Below are 17,673 nucleotides of genomic sequence, written 5' to 3' on the forward strand. Positions count from 1 at the left end.
GCACTCAACGCTGCGCCGGCAGTTCCAGACGATGCTTGCGGCACAGCCGATACACGGTCACCCGCGAGATCTGCATCTGCCGTGCGCACTCGGAGACGTTGTAGCCGGTCTGGCGCAGGGTCTGCAGCAGCACATCGCGCTCGGCCTGGCCGCGGGCATCCTGCAGCATCGCGCCCGGCGGCGCATGCTCGGCCCCACCCAGTTCAAGGTCACGCTCGCTGATCAGCTCGCCTTCGGCCATGATCGCCGCCCGCTGCACCCGGTTGAGCAGTTCACGCACGTTGCCGGGCCAACCGAAGCGCCGCATCGCCTGCAGCGCAGCGGGCGCGAAGCCACGTGCACGCACGCTGTGGCGCAGGCGGAAGCAGCGCAGGAAGTGCTCGGCCAGCAGCTGCACATCGGCGCCACGCTCGCGCAAGGGCGGCATCAGCAGGCGCAGCACATTGAGCCGATAGTAGAGATCGCTACGGAACCGCCCCTGCGCCACCGCGTGTTCCAGTTCGACGTGGGTGGCCGCGAGTACACGCACGTCGGCCCGCAGCGGCTGGCTGCTGCCGACGCGCTCGAAGGTGCCTTCCTGCAGCACGCGCAGCAGGCTGGTCTGCGCCTCCGCCGGCAGGTCGCCCACCTCGTCGAGGAACACGGTGCCGCCGTGTGCGGCTTCGAATACGCCTATCTGGCGCTTGTCGGCGCCGGTGAACGAGCCGCGCTCGTGGCCAAACAGCTCCGACTGCACCAGGTTGGCCGGAATGGCACCGCAGTTGACCGCGATGAACGGCTTGCCCGCACGGCCGGACAACGCATGCAGCGCGTGAGCCGCCAGCTCCTTGCCGGTACCGGTTTCGCCGGTGACCAGCACCGGCAGTTCGACCGGCGCGAACTTGTGCAGCACGGTGCGCACCGCATGCAACGCAGGACTCTCGCCGATCAGTGTGCGCGGCCCCTGGCCGGCGCATACCTCGCTGGCAGAAGGATCATCCGCGTCGAACTGCTGGCGCATCGCAGCCACCAGGTCCTGCAGGCCGAAAGGCAGCGTGAACCGCGAGATGCAACGCTGCAGCAAGGGCAGCCACGCTGCAGGCGTGGGCCCCGCGCCGGGTGGCAGCACCGCAATCCAGGGCAGATGCACGTGCTGTTCGATCCATGGCGCCAGCAACTGCAGCGCGGGCGTATCCAGATGGCGAAGATCCAGCACAGCGAGCAGCCGATCACGCCCGCGCAGCCCGATCGCCATCGCCGGGTCGGGATGGATGCGGCGCACGTACCAGCCTGCGGCCGCCAGCGCGCTGCGCTCGTTCGCCAGCGGCTCGCCGAACCAGAGCACGCAACGTGATGTAGAAGCCTCCGGGACCGCCGCCATGCTTCCCCCAGCATCCGGACACCGTCGGCGGACTGTCAGGCAATCACCGGCGTGCCGCCCTCCGCCGGGACCTTCTACGGCCACCGCAGCGGCCTTTGATGGGCGGATCCTAGCGCTGCGCTAAACGGCGGCGCAATGAGCGCCGCGTCAAGAGACCACCGGCTGAAGCGGCATCGTTACAGTCCGCGACGGCACCTGTAACACCGGTGTGACAGTCGGGCGCCCGCCTTGCCCTGCCGCGCTAGGTACAGCGCGATCCCAGCATTTTTCCGATGGTGCTGTAACAGCGCGGCAGCAGCACCCGACTCCCGCCAGCGCCTGGCGCCAGGGCAGCCAAGCCTTGCAGGGTTGGCACGGTTGATGCGTGGTTCCGCCGCACCCACCACGGGAGATCGGCATGGACGGCATCACCCCCATTCGCGGCCTGCTGGCAACGCTGGCCGTGGCCCTGCTGTCGGTTGGTGCGAGCGCCTCTGCCTCCGGTGCACGCCAGGGCGTGAAGGCTCAACCGGGCGAAATCGTCCTGTTGCGTGATGTGTCCGCACGCCCGGCCTATCGCATGGCGCCGCCCGGCATGGCGCTGATCGCCGACCCGAAACCCCAGCGCGAGATCGCGGCGGCCCTCGGTGCGGGTGCCCCGGCAAACGGGATGGACGAGCTGAGCGATGAAGACTACGCAGGCATGGGGGCGGGTCAGGCAGCCACAGCCACCGCACCCGCAGGCACCACGGTCGAACGTGTGACGCAGCAGGCATTGGGCGGTACGCTCGGCCGCAACGGTGACGGCATGGTCGGCAGCAGTCTCGGTGGCGCCATGAGCGGGCCGCTCGGCGCGGTCGGCAACAGTACTCGCGGCATCGGCGAGACCGTGCGCGGCGCGCTCGGCCAGTTCCCGCTGCAGGGCATGGCCCCGGCAGGTGGCAAGTGAGGCGGGCGCACTGGCTGCTGCTGATCCTGCCTGCCACGCCGTTGATCGCGCAGGCCGATGACTACAGCGGCATGCTCGCCTACCTCGACGTTGCCCGCATCGACGGCCATGCACTGGCCGGCGCGAACGGCGCCATCGCGGTCAACCAGGCGGCCGGCGACCTCAATCTGCAGGCCAACCTGCGCGGCATCGCCACGGGCGAACATGCCGACGTCTCGATCGCCAACCGACAACTGCGCGGTGGCAACCGCGTGCTGGGTGCACCGATGCACGCCACCGCCGTCATCGATGGCAAGGCGCTGGCCGGTGCCAGCGGCATCGCATCCATCAACCAGGCCAGCGGCATCGCCAACACGACGCTCAACGTCGTCAGCGCGACGCTGGCCCGACAGGGCATACGCGAAACCGACGATACGGCCTTGGCCGCCGAGGGTTCCGCGTTGGCAGGGGGGCGGGACGACGCCGGTCGCGGCGTCGCGACGGGCACCCGCAGCGCCGGTGTCACCAGCACCGCGCTGCGGGGATTCGACGGGGTCCTGCAACTCAATCAGATCGCGGGCAGCGGCAATGACACGGCCAATGTACTGGGCCTGGTCGTGCAGGACCGCCCGTGACAACCACCCAACCGATGCACCACCTGATGAGAGAGAGGGCACCATGAAAGCGACCGTCAAACGGACCATGCTCGCCATGGCGATTGCCACTGCCTCGACCGCCGCTGCGGCCAATGGCTGGGACAACCAGAACACCAACGCGAACATCAACCACACCCACACCGTCAGCGAAACCCGCAACGAGACGCACAACCACACCGACAACGACGTGCGCAACCGTACCGTCAACGTCAATGTGCAGAAGCACAGCACCATCCAGGCCGACGAACGCAAGGAAAAGAACAACCACGGCGTCGACGTGAACCTGGAGAAGGACCTGCGACTGAGCACCGACATCAATTTCTCCGGCGACCCGAACATCACCGGCGACATCGACCTCGACTCGGCGGCCATTGCCGTGATCGACAACCGCCAATCGATCAGCAACAACGCCACCAGCAACAGCCTGGTCACCAACAGTGCCTCCATCGGTGACAGCGTGGGCGCAGGTGCCTCCGGCAACCTCGGCTTCAACGTGGTATCGGGCGACAACAACGCCCAGGACAACGCCGCGTCGCTGTCCGCTGCCGATGCGTCCTTCAGCTTCGGCATGGCCGACGCCGAGGTGTTCGTCAACCAGGCCGGCTTCGGCAACGCGACCATGAACTCCGGTGTCACCAATGCCGCAGGTCTCGGTGGCAATGCCTTTGGCGGTGCGTCAGGCAACATCGGTGTCAACATTGCTTCGGGCAACAACAACGAGCAGAAGAACGCGCTGGCGGCGTCGGTCGCGACCACCGCGGTGGCGCAGTCGAGCATCAGCTCCAACCAGGTCTCCACCGGCAACACGGTCAGCAACGCCGGCTTCGTGCAGTCCTACACCGATACCGTGCAGGTCGGCATGCGTGGCGGCGTCAGCGGCCTGACCCTGGCCTATGGCGCCGGCACCTACCGCGGTACCGGCAACGCCTACCAGATGGCCAACTACTATCTGGATACCTGGAGTGGCGAGCTGCCACACCCGGGTGGCAGCAGCACCGGCCATATCGATCTGGACAACCAGATCCAGAACGCCACGATGAACCCCAACCGGCCGGGGGTGGGCGGCCTGGGCTTCGATACGCGTGAGAGTGGCACCAGCCAGTTCGTCGAGCTGGGCGTGGCCGACCTGTATGCCAGCCTCAGCGGCACGGTCAGCACCACGCGCTGGGTGAACGTCAACGCGACCAACACCTCGGCCTTGTCGGGCAGCGCCTTCTCCGGCGCCTCGGGCAACATCGGCGTGAACGTGGCCGCGGGCACCGGCAACCTGCAGGCCAACAGCCTGGCCCTGGCAGTCGCCCAGCCCAGCACCGGCGGCGGTGGTGGCAGCGGCGAGTAAGCGTAACACCCCGGCCGTCCGCCAATGGCCGGGTTCCCGGGAGCTCCTGTTCCTCCTCCCCCTTGGGACAGGGGCTCCCCCTTGCTGCCGGAGAATGCGATGTTCGGCCACCGTCTCTCGATACGCCTGCTGGCCTGCCTGCTGTTGCTGGGCGGCGCGTCCGCGCGGGCGGGCGACGTCGACTTCGCCGGCGTACTGCCCAATGGCGCGCTGCTGCAGCAGAAGGTGGAGAGCATGCAGGAACGGCGCTACCGCAACGTGGTACGCCAGCACACCGATTACAGCTGCGGAGCGGCCGCACTGGCGACCATCCTGCGCCATGCCTACCACCTGGACACCGACGAGGCGACGGTGATCGAAGGGATGATGGGGGTGTCCGACCCGGCGCTGGTAGCCGAGCGTGGCTTTTCGCTGCTCGACATCAAGCGCTACGTGGAATCGCTGGGCATGCGCGGGCGCGGCTATCGCATCGATGAGGCACGCCTGCGCACGCTTCGGGTTCCGGGTCTTGTGCTGATGGACGTGCGCGGCTTCCGCCACTTCGTGGTGCTCAAGCAGGTGCGCGGCGGTGTGGTCGAGGTGGCTGATCCCATCCTTGGCAACCGCAGCCTGGCGCTGCCTGAATTCCTCGCTGCGTGGCCATCGCGTGCCGTATTCGTGGTGATCGGCAGTGATTTCGATCGCAACACAGTCCTGCTGCAACCCAGCGAACGGCCCAGTGCCCGCGCGCTCTACGCGCGACAGGGGCCGATCACCGATGCCGAACTGGTCGATTTCGGCTTCAGCCACGCCGACCTGTTCTGAAGGAGGTTCCGCCATGTTCCGCCACCGTCTGTTGATGCTCCTGCTGCTGGCGAGCCCCGCCCTGCCCCTGCAGGCGGCGGATGCTGCGCCGGGACGCGGCCTGAAGGAAATTCCGGATCCCGAACTGAACCTGATGCGCGGCCGCTACACCGTGGGCGGCAATACCGTCGCGTGGTTCGGGGTGTCGATGGTCTCGCAGTGGCAGGCCGGCAACGGAAACGTATTGCAGGGTGCGTTGACCCTGGGCATGGACTTCCGCGGCGGCGGCAGCCCGAAACTGAGCTTCCAGCCCAGCGTGCACGTGACTGCCGCAGATGCGCCGCTGCCGGACACGCAGGGCCGCCATATCGACAGCACCGGCCTGGCCAACGCCAATGGCCTGTTGCAGAGCGTGCAGGTGGCCGGCGATGGCAACGTTGCCCGCAATGCGACCACGCTGGTGGTGCGCAACGGCACGGTGCCGGGCCTTTCCGATGACGGTGCCCATTCGCTCAGTGCGCAGGGTGCAGGCGTCTCGGCCTCCGCAGTGCTGGACGGCAACCAGGCACGCCTGCAACTGCAGGTGGAGGGCCAGGGCATGGTCCAGCAATGGATACGCAACGGCAGCGTCGGCCAGGGCATCGCCCTGGCCGGTGACGGGCAGATCGCCAGCAACCAGCTGCGGCTGGAACTGGTGCGGGATACCGCGGGCGGCAACCTGCCGTTGAGCCAGAACGTGGCCCAGGCGATTGCGATGAACCGCGGCATGGGGCCGGGCCGATAGCACCACGGCACGGCGTTGGGGGAAGCGTTCCACAACGCAGGACACGAACATGCACACCTTGATGAGGATCACCCCGTTGGCGCTGGCGGCGCTGGCGGGCACCGCCTTCGCCGCACCGCCAGCGGCGGACGATGGCGCCGACGTGCAGGCACTGGCCAGTCAGCTGGAGCAGCTCAAATCCAACTATGCACAGGAAGTGCGGCGGCTGCGCGAACTGGACATGCAGGTGCAGGCGATGCAGGCGCGATTGAGTGGACGCACCGGGCCCACCGGGCCGGCAACGGCGGCGGCAACGGGCGCCGCAGTCGAGCATGGCTCGACGCTACAGACGTCGCAGGGTAGCGAGGGCTACGCCAGCACGGCGGCCGAGGCACAGCAGGCGAAGCAGGAATCGCGGCGCAGCGTGGATGATGTGAAACAACAGCAGTCGGCCCTGTTCTCGCGCCGCTTCACCGTCGAGAACAGCCTCACCTACGCCCGCTACGACCGCAAGCAGCTCACCCTCAATGGTTTCCTGGCGCTGGACGCGATCTTCCTCGGCAACATCGCCATCGAGAACGTTGAATCCGATTCGCTCACCTACAACCTGGCCGCACGTTGGGGTGTCAGCCCGAACCTGACGCTCAACCTGGACGTGCCCTACCTGGCGCGGCGCACCGTCTACCAGAAGGGCGGCGCCGGCGGTGCGGCGGCCGCGATCGCGCAGGAAGAAACCAATGGCAACGGGCTGGGCGATATCGGCCTGAGTGCGAACTACCGCTTGTTCGGCGAACGCGGCTGGCGCCCGGAAACGGTGCTCACCGCCGGGGTCACCGCCCCTACCGGGCGCGCACCCTACGGTCTGGACTGGAAGGTGATCGAGCGCGACGACGATGACTACATCCGCTTCGCCGTTCCCAGGGAACAGCCCACCGGCAATGGCGTGTGGCAGGCCAACGTGGGCCTGTCGATGGTCAAGACCGCCGATCCGGCAATCCTGTTCGCCAACGTTGGCTATGTGCATTCGTTCCCGCGTGGTTTCAGTGATATCGACAGCAACCCCGACACGGTCAACCCGGGTGACGTGAAGCTCGGCGGCGCGGTCTACTTCGGCGCTGGCGTGGCCTTTGCGTTCAACGAGCGCACCAGCCTCAGCCTGTCCTTCAGCGACCGCATCAGCGCCCGCGCTTCCACCCGTTTCCAAGGCGGGAAGTGGATGAAAGTGATCGGCAGCGACGCCAACGCGGCATCACTGAATCTGGGCGTGACCTACGCGCTCAACCAGCACACCACACTGGTGACCCTGCTCGGCATCGGGCTGACCCCGGATGCACCGGACTTCACGCTCGCCTTCAAGATCCCGTACATGTTGTAGAGACAGCGCCAGGCACGGTCCTGCGCCCCGGCAGGGCCTGGATTCATCTTCCGGCACCACAGCGGTCCCTGCCCGCTGCTATATTCAGCCCAGCTCGGCAGGCATGGTGCCTGCCCTCGAATCACAGGGAGTTGGACATGGGTCTGGTACAGGCGGTGAAGGGTGCGGTCGGTGGTGTGCTGGCCGACCAGTGGAAGGATTTCTACACCGTGCCCACGGGCCTGCCCTCGACGGCGGCCCTGTTCGCGGCGGTGCCGCGCGGCACCAACGCCGGCCGCGGCTCCAACACCAGCGGCTCGTCCAACATCATCAGCAACGGCTCGAAGATCATCGTGCCGGAGGGCTACGGCCTGCTGCTGTTCCAGGACGGCGCGATCACCGCGTTCGTCGCCGAACCGGGCGGCTACGAGTGGCGTTCGGACGACCTGAACTCGCAATCGATCTTCGCCGGTGACGGCCTGGTCAGCACCTTCATCAAGCAGAGCTGGGAACGCTTCAAGTTCGGCGGCCAGCCCGGTTCGCAGCAGGCGGCTTATTTCGTCTCGCTGAAGGAGCTGCCGGACAACCGCTTCGGGACCCAGTCGGAAATCTACTGGGACGACGGCTTCCTCAATACCCAGGTGGGTGCAGTCACGCGTGGCTCGTACACGCTGAAGATCGTCGACCCGATCCTGTTCGTGAAGAACTTCGTGCCGGCCAGTTACCTGCAGCCGGGCCAGGTGTTCGACTTCACCGACCTGGACAACGCCGCCGCCAGCCAGCTGTTCAATGAAGTGGTCGGTTCGCTGGCGCCGGCTTTCAGCCTGTACACGAACGATCCGGGCAAGGGCAATCGCATCACCAGGCTGCAGCAGGACTCGCTGGGCTTTGCACAGAGCCTGTCGGCCGCCGTCGAGCAGGGCTACCAGTGGAAGTCCGAACGCGGCCTGGCCATCGTCAAGACCGCTATTGTCTCGATCGAGTACGACGCCAATACCCGCGAACTGCTGAAGACCGTGCAGCGCGCAGATGCACTGTCTGGCTCGCGCGGCAATTCCAACCTGCAGGCCAGCGTTGCCCAGGGCATCCAGTCCGCCGGCGAGAACGGCGGTGCGGCTGGCCTGGTCGGTGTCGGCATGGCCTCAGGCATGTTCGGTGTCGGCGGCATGCAGCAGCCGGTCACGCCGGCTGCCGACGATCCGGTGGCCAAGCTGAAGAAGGCCAAGGAAATGCTGGACCTGGGCCTGATCACCCAGGGCGACTATGACGCCCTGAAAGCCAAGGCGCTGGGCCTGTAACAGCAGGACGCACAACCCACATGTCCGATCCCAGAAACGGCCCACCGCCGCTGCCCGGATCCGCGCCCGCGACGCCGCCGCCCTTGCCGGCGGCGTCGTTGGATGGGCCCGGTTCGCCGCAGGACGTCCCTCCCCTGCCCGGCAGCTTCCCGCTGGACACCTCGAAACTGCCACAGGCCATCCGCGATGATGTGGAAGCGCCCGATCCTGTGGCCATTGATACCTCGGCCAGCGAGCTGAAGGACGGCCTCAACCGCTGCCCGAAGTGCGGCGCCACCGACATCCGGCCCAAGGCCGGCACCGATATCCTCGTCTGCCTGTACTGCCGTCACGAATGGCATGGCGCGCGGGTCGAGGAGGAATTCGGGCTGGGCGAGGCCATCGACCAGCTGCGTGGCACGGTCATCGCCTCCGGTGCACGCAACATCGATGCCGACACCTCGGCGTTGATGACGTTCAAGTGCACGGGCTGCGGCGCCGAAGTCACGGTCAACACCGAAAGCACGATGACGGCGCGCTGCCACTGGTGCCGCCATGTATTCGGCGTCAACGAACAGATCAGCAATGGTGCGGTGCCCGACGCGGTGCTGCCCTTCCACATCAAGAAGGACGATGCGGTCGCGCGCATCCGCCAGTTCGTCGACAAGCGCCGCATGTTCGCGCTGAAGGCGTTCAAGGAGCAGTTCACCCCGGAAAACGTGGTGGGCGTGTTCCTGCCCTACATGATTGTGGACAGCAACGTCAGCGCGGCCGTGGCCGGCAAGGGCGAGATCCAGACCCGGCAATACACGGTGGGCAGCGAGAAGAACAAGCGCACCCTGTACGATGCCGATGTCTACCAGGTGGAGCGCCAGATCGATTTCACCGTTGATGACCTGCCTCTGGAATCCTCGGCCGAGCGCGGCAATCTGGATACCCGCGCCAACACCAACAACATCATCAACACCATCCTGCCGTTCGATACCAAGAACGCGGTGAAATGGAACGCCTCATACCTGGCTGGCTTCACCTCGGAGAAGCGCAACCTCGACGTGGAGAAGCTGCGGCCGCGGCTGGAAGACCAGCTGCTGTCGATCGCCCGCGCGCAGGTGGAAGGGTCGATGAGGCGCTACAACCGTGGCGTGCGTTGGGAACAGGAACAGCTGGAGGTGCATGGAACGCGCTGGGTGTCGATGTACCTGCCGGTGTGGTTGTACTCGTATCACCAGCCCGGAAAGAACGGCGGCATGTTGCACTACATCGCGGTGAACGGCCGTACCGGCGAAACCATGGGCAGTGTGCCCGTGCAGCAATGGAAGATGCTGCTGGCGGCCCTGGCCACCGGCACCGTCATTGAAGCCCTCGCAATTGCCTTCCTGGTGGCATCGACATGAGCGACGACAGTGGCCTCTGGCTGTTGGCGGCAGGTCCGGCCGGCGCAACCGCGCTGTACTGGGCGCTGTACCGCTATTACCGCAACACCGACAAATCGCACTCCTTCGAGCACGAGACCGAGATCGAGGCCAAGCCGGTCACCGGCTCGGACCAGCAGGTCGGCCGGGTCACCGGCACCGAGGAAAAGCGCATCCGCGGTGACAATGTGTATGAGTACCGGAAACGGGTGGCAAGGGTGAAGCCGGATCAGTAGCGCCAGGCCATGCCAGGCTGCGGGTCATGCCGGCCGATGGCCGGCATCCCTTCGGTATCTGCACGTCAACCGGCCAACAGCCGGCACGACCTATCAGCCGGCCTGACCCAGCCGCACCTTCAACTGCTGGATCTCCTGCTCGCTGACCCCGATCGACTTCAGGTACCCTTCCGCACCACCGTACTGACTGTGCAGCGCCGCCAGGAACTGCTCCATGTTGTCCGGCGCAGTACCGGCCATGCCCGCCAACTTGCGGCCGATCTCCGGGTTCTGCTTTGCCAGCGCCATGATCTGCGCGCTCATCGCGCTATCCTTCGGCTGCCCTTCCAGGTAATGCGCGGAGATCGCGTAGTTGTGCACGATCTCGGCCTTCGGCACGCCGGCCAGGTCCAGCAGCAGGCCGGCGATGATGCCGGTGCGGTCCTTGCCGGCCGTGCAATGGAACAGCACCGCACCGTCCTGCTGCGCGGCAATGCGCTGGAACACCTGCTTGAACTGCGGCTGGCTGTGGCCCAGCCACTGCACATAGGCTTCGCCCAGCGAATCGGGGAAGCTGGTCATCATCTTCTGCAGGTCCATCTTCTCGGTGCCCATCAGGGAGATTCGCTGATAATCGAAACGATCATCGCGGGCCAGCAGGTCCGGCGACTGTGCCTCCTCATCGGTGGTGCGCAGATCGATGTCCAGCTTCACACCGGCGGCGACCAGGGCATCACGGTCGGCTTCGGTCAGGCGGCCGAGATCGGCGGTGCGCACGAATGCATCGGCCGGAATCGGACCGTGGCGGCCTTGCAGGCCGGCGAAGGTACGTACATTCCAGGCACCCTGCAGCGGAATCACCCGTTGTGCATCGGCAGCGACCGGCTTCACATTGGCGGCGGCGGAGGCCTTCGCGGCGACGGCGTGTGGCGCATCAGCGGCAACAGCCGTCGCGGCCAGCGGCAGGCTCAGCATCAGGGCCAGGGCGAGTTCGGTATGGCGGGTCTTCATGGGGTTCTCCGTTCGAATCAGAAGTTGACGGCCACATCCAGGCCGAAGGTGCGCGGGTCGTTGAAGATGCCGCTCTGGCCCAGTGCCGCGCTGTTGATCTTGTAGAACAGGTGCTGCTCGTCCAGCAGGTTGCGTGCCCACAGCGAGAACGACATCGTGGTGCCGGTGCTGTTGACCGGAACGTCCACCAGCGCCACCCGTGCGTTCACCACAAACGAGCTGTCGGTCAGCATCTGGTCGTACTCGCTGGTGTAGTAGCCGTCGGACCAGTTGCCGTCCACATGGAACTTCAGTGCCGAGAAGTTGGCGAATGGCACCAGATAGTCGACCGACAGGCTGCCCGCATTCTTCGGTGCCAGCAGCGGCTGCACGGTCACCTGCACGCCAGCGCCGAACGGGTCCGTCGCGGTCTGCGCTTCGATCTTCGTGTAGGCGTAGTTGAGGCCGAGGGTGAGGTTGTCCACCGGCATCACGTTGAATTCCAGCTCCGCACCCCGGGACTTGCCATCGCTCAGTGCGTTGGTGGTGACCATGGTGGTGCGTGTTTCACCGCTGTTCGGGTCGAACGGCAGCGAGAAGTCCATCTGCTTGTGCGCGATGGTCGAATCGAACACGGCCAGGTTCAGGCGTGCACGGTTGTCCCAGAACTGCGATTTGAAGCCGAGCTCATAGGCCGTCACTTCCTCCGGACCGAAGGCCGCGTAATTGGTCGAACGTGAGTTGGCGCCGCCCGCCTTGAAGCCGGTGCTGTACCTGGCATAGACCATCGCGTGCTCACCCAGGTCGTAGGCGATGTTGACCATCGGGTCGAAGCGGCTCCAGCGGTCCTTGAACGCAAGGTTGGTGGCGGCACCGTTGACGATGTACAGGTTGCCCTTCTTGTCATCACGGGTGTAGCGACCGCCGGCGGTCAAGTGCAGGCGCTGCAGTGCTTCCGGTGTCCACGTGGCCTGGCCGAACACGCCCAGGCTGTCGGTCCACGCCTTGCTGGCACGGTCGATACGCACCCGGGAAAGATCCAGCGGATTGGTCGCCGGGTTCACCGTGTAGCTGTTGCCACCCGGCCCCCACACCAGCATGTTCGGGGTCTGTGCATTGTCGCCAGCGGTCTCGTGGTAGTAGAACGCACCGCCAAGGAACTGCACCTGCGAGGTGTTACCGATCAGCTGCAATTCCTGGCTGTACTGGTGCTGGTAGACCTGCGCCAGGCTGTAACGACCGAACGGCGTCCCTGCGCCACCGTAAGCAGAAATCGCATCGACCAGGCCCATGTCGAACTGGCCCTGGGTGAGTTCGCGGTAGGAACTGATCGACTTCAGTTCAAGGGTGTCATTCAACACCCACGACAGGTTCAACAGATGGCCACTGGTGCGGCCGATGTTGTCTTCCAGCGGTCCACCGAGGATGGCACTGTCGCGGCGGTCCAGGCTGGCACCGGCCTTCTGCAGTGGGCTGAGGTAGGCGCCTGGCACCAGCACCTGGGTGTGATACGGCGTGGTGGCATCGTAGGAGCGGTCGAAGGCGTACAGCAGCGAAAAGTCATCGCTCGGCTGCCACAGCGCGCTCAGGCGTGCGCCGCGCTTGTCGTAGCTGTTGAAGTCGCGCTCGCCGCGCATGGGATTTTCGGTGGTGCCGCCGCGCTTGGCCTGTACGGCGTCGATCTTGAAGCTGACATCGCCCACCTTGGGCAGGTCCAGGTGCAGCGCACTGTTGTACCCACTGAAGTTGGACACCCCGGCGCTGACGCTGCCGCCAAACTCGCCGGTCGGCGCCTTGGTCACGATGCTCACCGCGCCGCCTTCGGTATTGCGGCCGAACAGCGTCCCCTGCGGGCCCTTCAGCACTTCGATGCGCTCCACGTCGTAGAGCATGCTGCCCAGGCCCTGCGCGCGGCCCATGAACACGCCATCGACGTAGATGCCGACGCCGGCATCACGCGCAGGCTGGTTGGCGTCGCCGGAGGCGCCGATGCCACGGATGCCGATGTTGAGCGCCGAACTGCGGGTAGCGAATGGCGTGACCCGCAGCGACGGAATGGAGCCATCGGAAAGTCTGCCCAGCGAAATCGCGCTGCGGTCCTTCAGCGCTTCGGCATCGACTACCGATACCGAGATCGGGGTTTCCTGCAGGTTGGTGGCGCGTTTCTGGGCGGTCACCATTATCTGGTCGAGGGCGACCACGGTACGTGCGGCATCGGCGGACGCGCTGGCGTCGGCGCTGGGGCTGTCTTCGGCATGGGCCAGCGCCGGCAGGGCGGCGGCGATGGCGAGGGTGAGCAGCGGGCGGTGCAGCATGGCGTGGCGCATCGGACTCATTCGCGGAAGGAGAAGTCCGGCGCAGCCTGGGAGGCGGGAATTACAAATGAATGACCGTTCATTCACACCTTTTGTGACGTACTATCCCGCCTCTGGACGCCCTGACCTCACGCAATGACGCCGAAAACCGCCGTAACCACCTCCGAAGATCCTGCTGCCGCCCATGCCGAGGCACAGCGACGGCGCATTCTGGACGCCGCCCAGAAGTGCTTCATCACTCGTGGATTTCACGCCGGGTCCATCGGCGATATCGCCGCCGAGGCCGAGATCAGCCAAGGCTTGATGTACCGCTATTTCGCCAACAAGCGCGCCCTGATCCTGGCGCTGATCGAGCGCCAACTGCGTCACGACCAGGCCTCGATCAGCGAGATGCCGGCGGCCTCGGACCTAGTCGATGGCCTGCTCGCGTGCTACCAGCAATGGGCACGCGGCGAGGTGCTGCCGATCCACGGCAATGCCATCGCCAGCGTTGCGCTGTACGCGGAAATCAATGCCGAAGCCCATCGCGATCCGGAGCTGGCCGGTGTGCTGCGTACCCATGACAAGCAGACCAGTGCGGCCATCCAGGCCTGGCTGCGCCAGCGCGACCTCAATCTGGGCCAGCGCGTTGACGAGGAAGGCATCGCCAGACGCACCCTGTTGCTGCGGTTGCTGGTGGAGGGCCTGGCCATGCGCGCCGTGCGCGATCCCGACCTGCCACCGGAACGGGTACGCGCCCTGCTGGCCGATGCAATTGGGCGGGTGATGGCGGATTGAGCGGTAGTGCCGGCTGCTGGCCGCAACTCCAAGGGCAGAACTGCCCTGACTGACTCGCATCAATTCCAGGAAGTCATCATTGCCACGCCTGTAGCTTGCATTGGCGCAGTTACATCAGTGCCAGTGCAAATCAACATCCAAGCTGCGCTTGGTTCTGGCCGCAGCGAACGATGCGGCTGCCTGCAAAGATCGAACATTCAAGCAAAGCGCACTGCAGCCGATACTTCTTCTTGGAACTCCCCCATGGAAGAACCAGATTGTCTTTCTCACCGCCCTACCCCTACACGACCCCGCCACCGCCCCGCCCACTTTGGCCAGCGATTTCAAAGTTGCTTGTTGAAATCTACACGCACAAGTGGCTGTTCCTGCTGCTCGGCACCCTCGTAATGGTCGCGTTCTTCTGGCGTGTTCGCTATCTGCCTGCAATGACGCTGACCGACCTCGGGCTGGTTGCAATTGCTATTGTCGCATTCTCGGCATTGATGATAGTTCTGCTCGTTGTTTACGCGTTGCTACCCGTCGCTTTGTTGCGCGAGTGGCATGCGGCCGGGGCCATCACAGACAAGCTCAGCCCCAGGAATAGCAATGGACCTTGGGTTGCACCCACTGGACTCAGCTTGGTGCTGCTACTGGTGGGCGGCGTCATCGCTCTAATTTTCCTCTGGGCCGCGTTGTTCACTGAAACTGGCGAGCAAAATTTGTGGGCACTTCCGCTACTCCTGCTTCTTGGCGCGCTGCTTTCGTTCGCCCCTATCCTTCTAAAGCGCGATGCATCCACACCGGTCAGCCGCATCGCATGGTCATTGAGACTGGTTGCGTTCTCGACAGGGCTCTACCTCTTCTTCTTTCCTTTCTTGACCCTTGTAGTTTTCGGCACGCATTCAGCCGCAGAGAATCTAACAACCGCCGAACTGGTGTGTATCTATCTCGCGCTCCCTTTGCTCCACTTCCTCTTTCTGTCTCTTCGCGCTCTGCCCATGCAGCAGAGGCTTATCGCCGCATCCATTACAATCATCTATCTGCTCTCAATGGCAGGCACTATGTTCGAGGCACTTGATCGTGCTGCGGCGACGTTCCAACTGGGCCTGCGCCCGCATCAGAATGTCGTTGTATCAAGTGAAGGCTGCCGCATCGCCAAGGCCGCTTCGGTCATCGCTTCATGCAGCACGGTGCAAGGCTCAGGGAAGGAACTCTATGAGATTCACGACGTCTTCGTTCTCAATCGCCTTGGTAGCCACATGGTCATTGCAGAGTCCGGTTGGACGCCAAAGAAGCCATCTCGCTCTGTTCCGATCCCGGCCAGCGATGTGGTGACATGGTACGCAACGCCTCCCTCAGCGACACCTTTGGCCGAGTATGCGCCACGTTCTTCGACGCCCCCTCCCAAGATCGCGCCAAAGGAAAAACTGCCAAAGAAAATGCATGGCGGCTGAAGCCACGGTGTCGGATGCACTTGCTCGGGGAAACGTCGACGGTGGGCGCAGCCCTTCTCGCCCCGCCACGCGGAGGCCGTCGACGTGCTGAGCACGGCCAGGCGCGGAGGATGAGCCACTCCGACTGTCTCTACCCACACCCGAATGTCCGCCCCCACCGGTTCCCGTCTGGTCATCTACGCCGCCCTCGCGGGCAACCTGGCCATTGCCATCGCCAAGTTCATTGCTGCCGGCATCTCCGGCAGCTCGGCCATGCTCAGCGAGGGCGTGCATTCGCTGGTCGACACCCTCAACGAGGTGCTGCTGCTGTACGGGCTGCGCCGCGCCGGCAAGGCGCCGGACCCGGTACATCCGTTCGGCTATGGCCGCGAACTGTACTTCTGGAGCTTCATCGTCGCCCTGCTGGTGTTCGCTGCCGGCGCCGGCGTTTCGGCCTACGAAGGTATCCAGCACATCCGCCAGCCGGAGCCGGCCACCAACCACGCGTTGAGCTACAGCGTGCTGGGCATCTCCATCCTGTTCGAGGGGGCTTCCTGGTGGGTGGCGCTGCGTGAGTTCCGGCGCACCAAGGGCAGACTTGGCTACTTCGAAGCGTTCCGCCGCAGCAAGGATCCTTCCACCTTTACCGTGCTGCTGGAGGATAGCGCGGCCCTGCTGGGCCTGGGTTTCGCACTGATCGGGCTCGTGGCCGCCCAGGTCCTGGACATGCCGGTGCTTGATGGTGTGGCGTCGCTGTGCATCGCCGGCGTGCTTGCCGCCACCGCCTTTCTTCTCGCACGCGAAACCAAGGGACTGCTGGTGGGCGAGCCGGCCCATCCTGCGGTGGCCGAGCGGATCATGGCGGTGGCCGAAACCGATCCGGACCTGCGCCGTGCCAATGGCGTGACCACCATGCAGATGGGCCCGGAACAGGTCGTGGCCATGCTCAGCGCTGAGTTCGAGGATGACCGCCGGACCCCGCAGATCGAAGCCTGCATCACCCGCATCGAAACGGCGGTGAAGCGCGAGTATCCGGAACTGGTGGCACTGTTCATCAAGCCGCAGACGCCGGAGGTGTATGCCGCCCGGCGCGCTGCATTGGCCGCACCGCCTGCGCCGGAATGACGCGGCGTCTGCGCCCGTTTCACCTGATCGATGCCACAGTGCCACGGTCTTTCACCCGAGCCTGCCACCACCGTGCCGGATTGGTTGCCCGCCTCCCTGCAGATCCTGCCGCGCAGCTTCTACCGGCGTCCATCGACCGACGTTGCGCCGGAGCTGCTCAACAAACTGCTGGTGCGCGACGATGGTCGCGCTGGCCGCATCGTCGAAGTTGAAGCCTATGCCGGCAGCGACGATCCCGCCGCGCACTCCTATCGCGGGCCAACGCCGCGCACGGCCAGCATGTTCGGTGAGGCCGGCCACCTCTATGTCTACTTCACGTACGGCATGCACTGGGGCAGCAACGTGGTCTGCGGCGAAGCAGGCGAAGGCGTGGCGGTGCTGCTGCGGGCCATCGAGCCGTTGCTGGGCCTGGAGCGTATGCGCGAACTGCGCCCCGCCGCGCGCCGCGACCACGATCTGGCCAGTGGCCCCGGCAAGCTCTCGCAGGCCTTCGGGTTGGACCGCAGCTTCGACGGCGCCGATCTGGTGACCGGCAGCCATGGCATCGTGATCGCCAGCGATGGCACCCCGCCTCCGTCCGACCCGGAAGTTGGTCCACGCATCGGAATCACCCGAGCCGTCGATTTCCCCTGGCGATGGCACGTCCGTGACCACCGTCACGTATCGGTGCGGCGACGCCGCATCTCCGCCCCCGCAAGGAGACGTTGATGACACCTCTCGACAAGCCGTTGCGACGCGAACTGGAGATCAATGGCCAGCCCTACACCCTGACTGTGGACCCTGAAGGCCTGAAGCTGGCGGAGAAGGGGCGACGCAAGGGCATTGCGTTGCGCTGGCAGGATCTGGTGTCCGGGGACGCGGCGCTGGCAACCGCATTGCAGGCGTCGCTGCGCGAGCACTGAACCGGCGCACCCAGCTCACGTCGGCATCACCCAGCCATGGCGATACATAACGCCGCACCTACTACGTTAGTCCCAGACAGCCGCCG

At 65.3% G+C, this 17,673-nt stretch carries 17 protein-coding genes; 14 read left to right on the top strand and 3 right to left on the bottom strand.

The genetic code is table 11. From position 1 onward, the window contains the following. Positions 1-4: 4 nt before the first annotated feature. The gene (locus RCF13_RS22365) at positions 5-1,360 is read right to left on the bottom strand and encodes a sigma-54 dependent transcriptional regulator (protein ID WP_134967798.1); all 1,356 of its coding nucleotides are present in this window, start codon (positions 1,358-1,360) and stop codon (positions 5-7) included. A gap of 397 nt (positions 1,361-1,757) precedes the next feature. On the opposite strand from RCF13_RS22365, the gene RCF13_RS22370 reads away from it, so the two are divergent. The 9 genes from RCF13_RS22370 to RCF13_RS22410 all read left to right on the top strand — a co-directional run bounded on the left by RCF13_RS22370 (position 1,758) and on the right by RCF13_RS22410 (position 10,087). Next, complete coding sequence (locus tag RCF13_RS22370) at positions 1,758-2,288, top strand: hypothetical protein (RefSeq protein WP_061478317.1); 531 nt, start codon at positions 1,758-1,760, stop codon at positions 2,286-2,288. Continuing rightward, entirely contained in the window at positions 2,285-2,902 is a 618-nt protein-coding gene (locus RCF13_RS22375) for a hypothetical protein (RefSeq protein ID WP_134967799.1), read from the top strand. The genes RCF13_RS22370 and RCF13_RS22375 overlap by 4 nt, the downstream gene beginning before the upstream one ends. A 43-nt stretch (positions 2,903-2,945) precedes the next feature. Further along, on the top strand, positions 2,946-4,262 hold the full coding sequence (locus RCF13_RS22380) for an adhesin (protein WP_134967800.1): 1,317 nt from the start codon (positions 2,946-2,948) through the stop codon (positions 4,260-4,262). Positions 4,263-4,361: 99 nt separating this feature from the next. Continuing rightward, positions 4,362-5,066: a C39 family peptidase gene (locus RCF13_RS22385; protein ID WP_134967801.1), complete on the top strand. Its 705-nt coding sequence runs from the start codon at positions 4,362-4,364 to the stop codon at positions 5,064-5,066. A gap of 13 nt (positions 5,067-5,079) precedes the next feature. Next, entirely contained in the window at positions 5,080-5,829 is a 750-nt protein-coding gene (locus tag RCF13_RS22390; RefSeq protein ID WP_134967802.1) for a hypothetical protein, read from the top strand. A 49-nt stretch (positions 5,830-5,878) separates the two neighbouring features. Beyond that, positions 5,879-7,183 (top strand): transporter, encoded by a 1,305-nt coding sequence (locus tag RCF13_RS22395; protein ID WP_134967803.1) that lies wholly within the window; start codon positions 5,879-5,881, stop codon positions 7,181-7,183. A gap of 137 nt (positions 7,184-7,320) precedes the next feature. After that, positions 7,321-8,460, top strand: a complete 1,140-nt coding sequence (locus RCF13_RS22400) for an SPFH domain-containing protein (protein WP_134967804.1) — start codon at positions 7,321-7,323, stop codon at positions 8,458-8,460. Positions 8,461-8,480: 20 nt separating this feature from the next. Next, the gene (locus RCF13_RS22405; protein ID WP_134967805.1) at positions 8,481-9,833 is read left to right on the top strand and encodes a TFIIB-type zinc ribbon-containing protein; all 1,353 of its coding nucleotides are present in this window, start codon (positions 8,481-8,483) and stop codon (positions 9,831-9,833) included. Next, positions 9,830-10,087, top strand: coding sequence for a hypothetical protein (locus RCF13_RS22410; RefSeq protein ID WP_061478325.1), 258 nt, complete (start codon positions 9,830-9,832; stop codon positions 10,085-10,087). Before RCF13_RS22405 ends, RCF13_RS22410 begins: the two co-directional genes overlap by 4 nt. A 93-nt stretch (positions 10,088-10,180) precedes the next feature. On the opposite strand, the gene RCF13_RS22415 is transcribed toward RCF13_RS22410, so the two are convergent. Both RCF13_RS22415 and RCF13_RS22420 read right to left on the bottom strand, forming a co-directional pair. After that, positions 10,181-11,077 (bottom strand): tyrosine-protein phosphatase, encoded by an 897-nt coding sequence (locus RCF13_RS22415; RefSeq protein ID WP_134967806.1) that lies wholly within the window; start codon positions 11,075-11,077, stop codon positions 10,181-10,183. A gap of 17 nt (positions 11,078-11,094) precedes the next feature. Further along, complete coding sequence (locus RCF13_RS22420; RefSeq protein ID WP_181357845.1) at positions 11,095-13,383, bottom strand: TonB-dependent receptor; 2,289 nt, start codon at positions 13,381-13,383, stop codon at positions 11,095-11,097. Positions 13,384-13,506: 123 nt separating this feature from the next. Between RCF13_RS22420 and RCF13_RS22425 the strand changes: the two genes are divergently transcribed. The 5 genes from RCF13_RS22425 to RCF13_RS22445 all read left to right on the top strand — a co-directional run bounded on the left by RCF13_RS22425 (position 13,507) and on the right by RCF13_RS22445 (position 17,587). Continuing rightward, the gene (locus RCF13_RS22425) at positions 13,507-14,148 is read left to right on the top strand and encodes a TetR/AcrR family transcriptional regulator (RefSeq protein WP_134967808.1); all 642 of its coding nucleotides are present in this window, start codon (positions 13,507-13,509) and stop codon (positions 14,146-14,148) included. A 329-nt stretch (positions 14,149-14,477) separates the two neighbouring features. Then, complete coding sequence (locus RCF13_RS22430) at positions 14,478-15,581, top strand: hypothetical protein (protein WP_134967809.1); 1,104 nt, start codon at positions 14,478-14,480, stop codon at positions 15,579-15,581. Between the two features lie 144 nt (positions 15,582-15,725). After that, positions 15,726-16,685, top strand: coding sequence for a cation diffusion facilitator family transporter (locus tag RCF13_RS22435; protein WP_134967810.1), 960 nt, complete (start codon positions 15,726-15,728; stop codon positions 16,683-16,685). A gap of 72 nt (positions 16,686-16,757) precedes the next feature. Then, entirely contained in the window at positions 16,758-17,393 is a 636-nt protein-coding gene (locus RCF13_RS22440; protein ID WP_231352124.1) for a DNA-3-methyladenine glycosylase, read from the top strand. After that, entirely contained in the window at positions 17,393-17,587 is a 195-nt protein-coding gene (locus RCF13_RS22445; protein ID WP_134967812.1) for a hypothetical protein, read from the top strand. Before RCF13_RS22440 ends, RCF13_RS22445 begins: the two co-directional genes overlap by 1 nt. Positions 17,588-17,673: the final 86 nt, after the last annotated feature.

It is taken from the genome of Stenotrophomonas maltophilia group sp. RNC7, from assembly GCF_030910085.1.
Classification (GTDB): Bacteria; Pseudomonadota; Gammaproteobacteria; order Xanthomonadales; family Xanthomonadaceae; genus Stenotrophomonas; species Stenotrophomonas sepilia.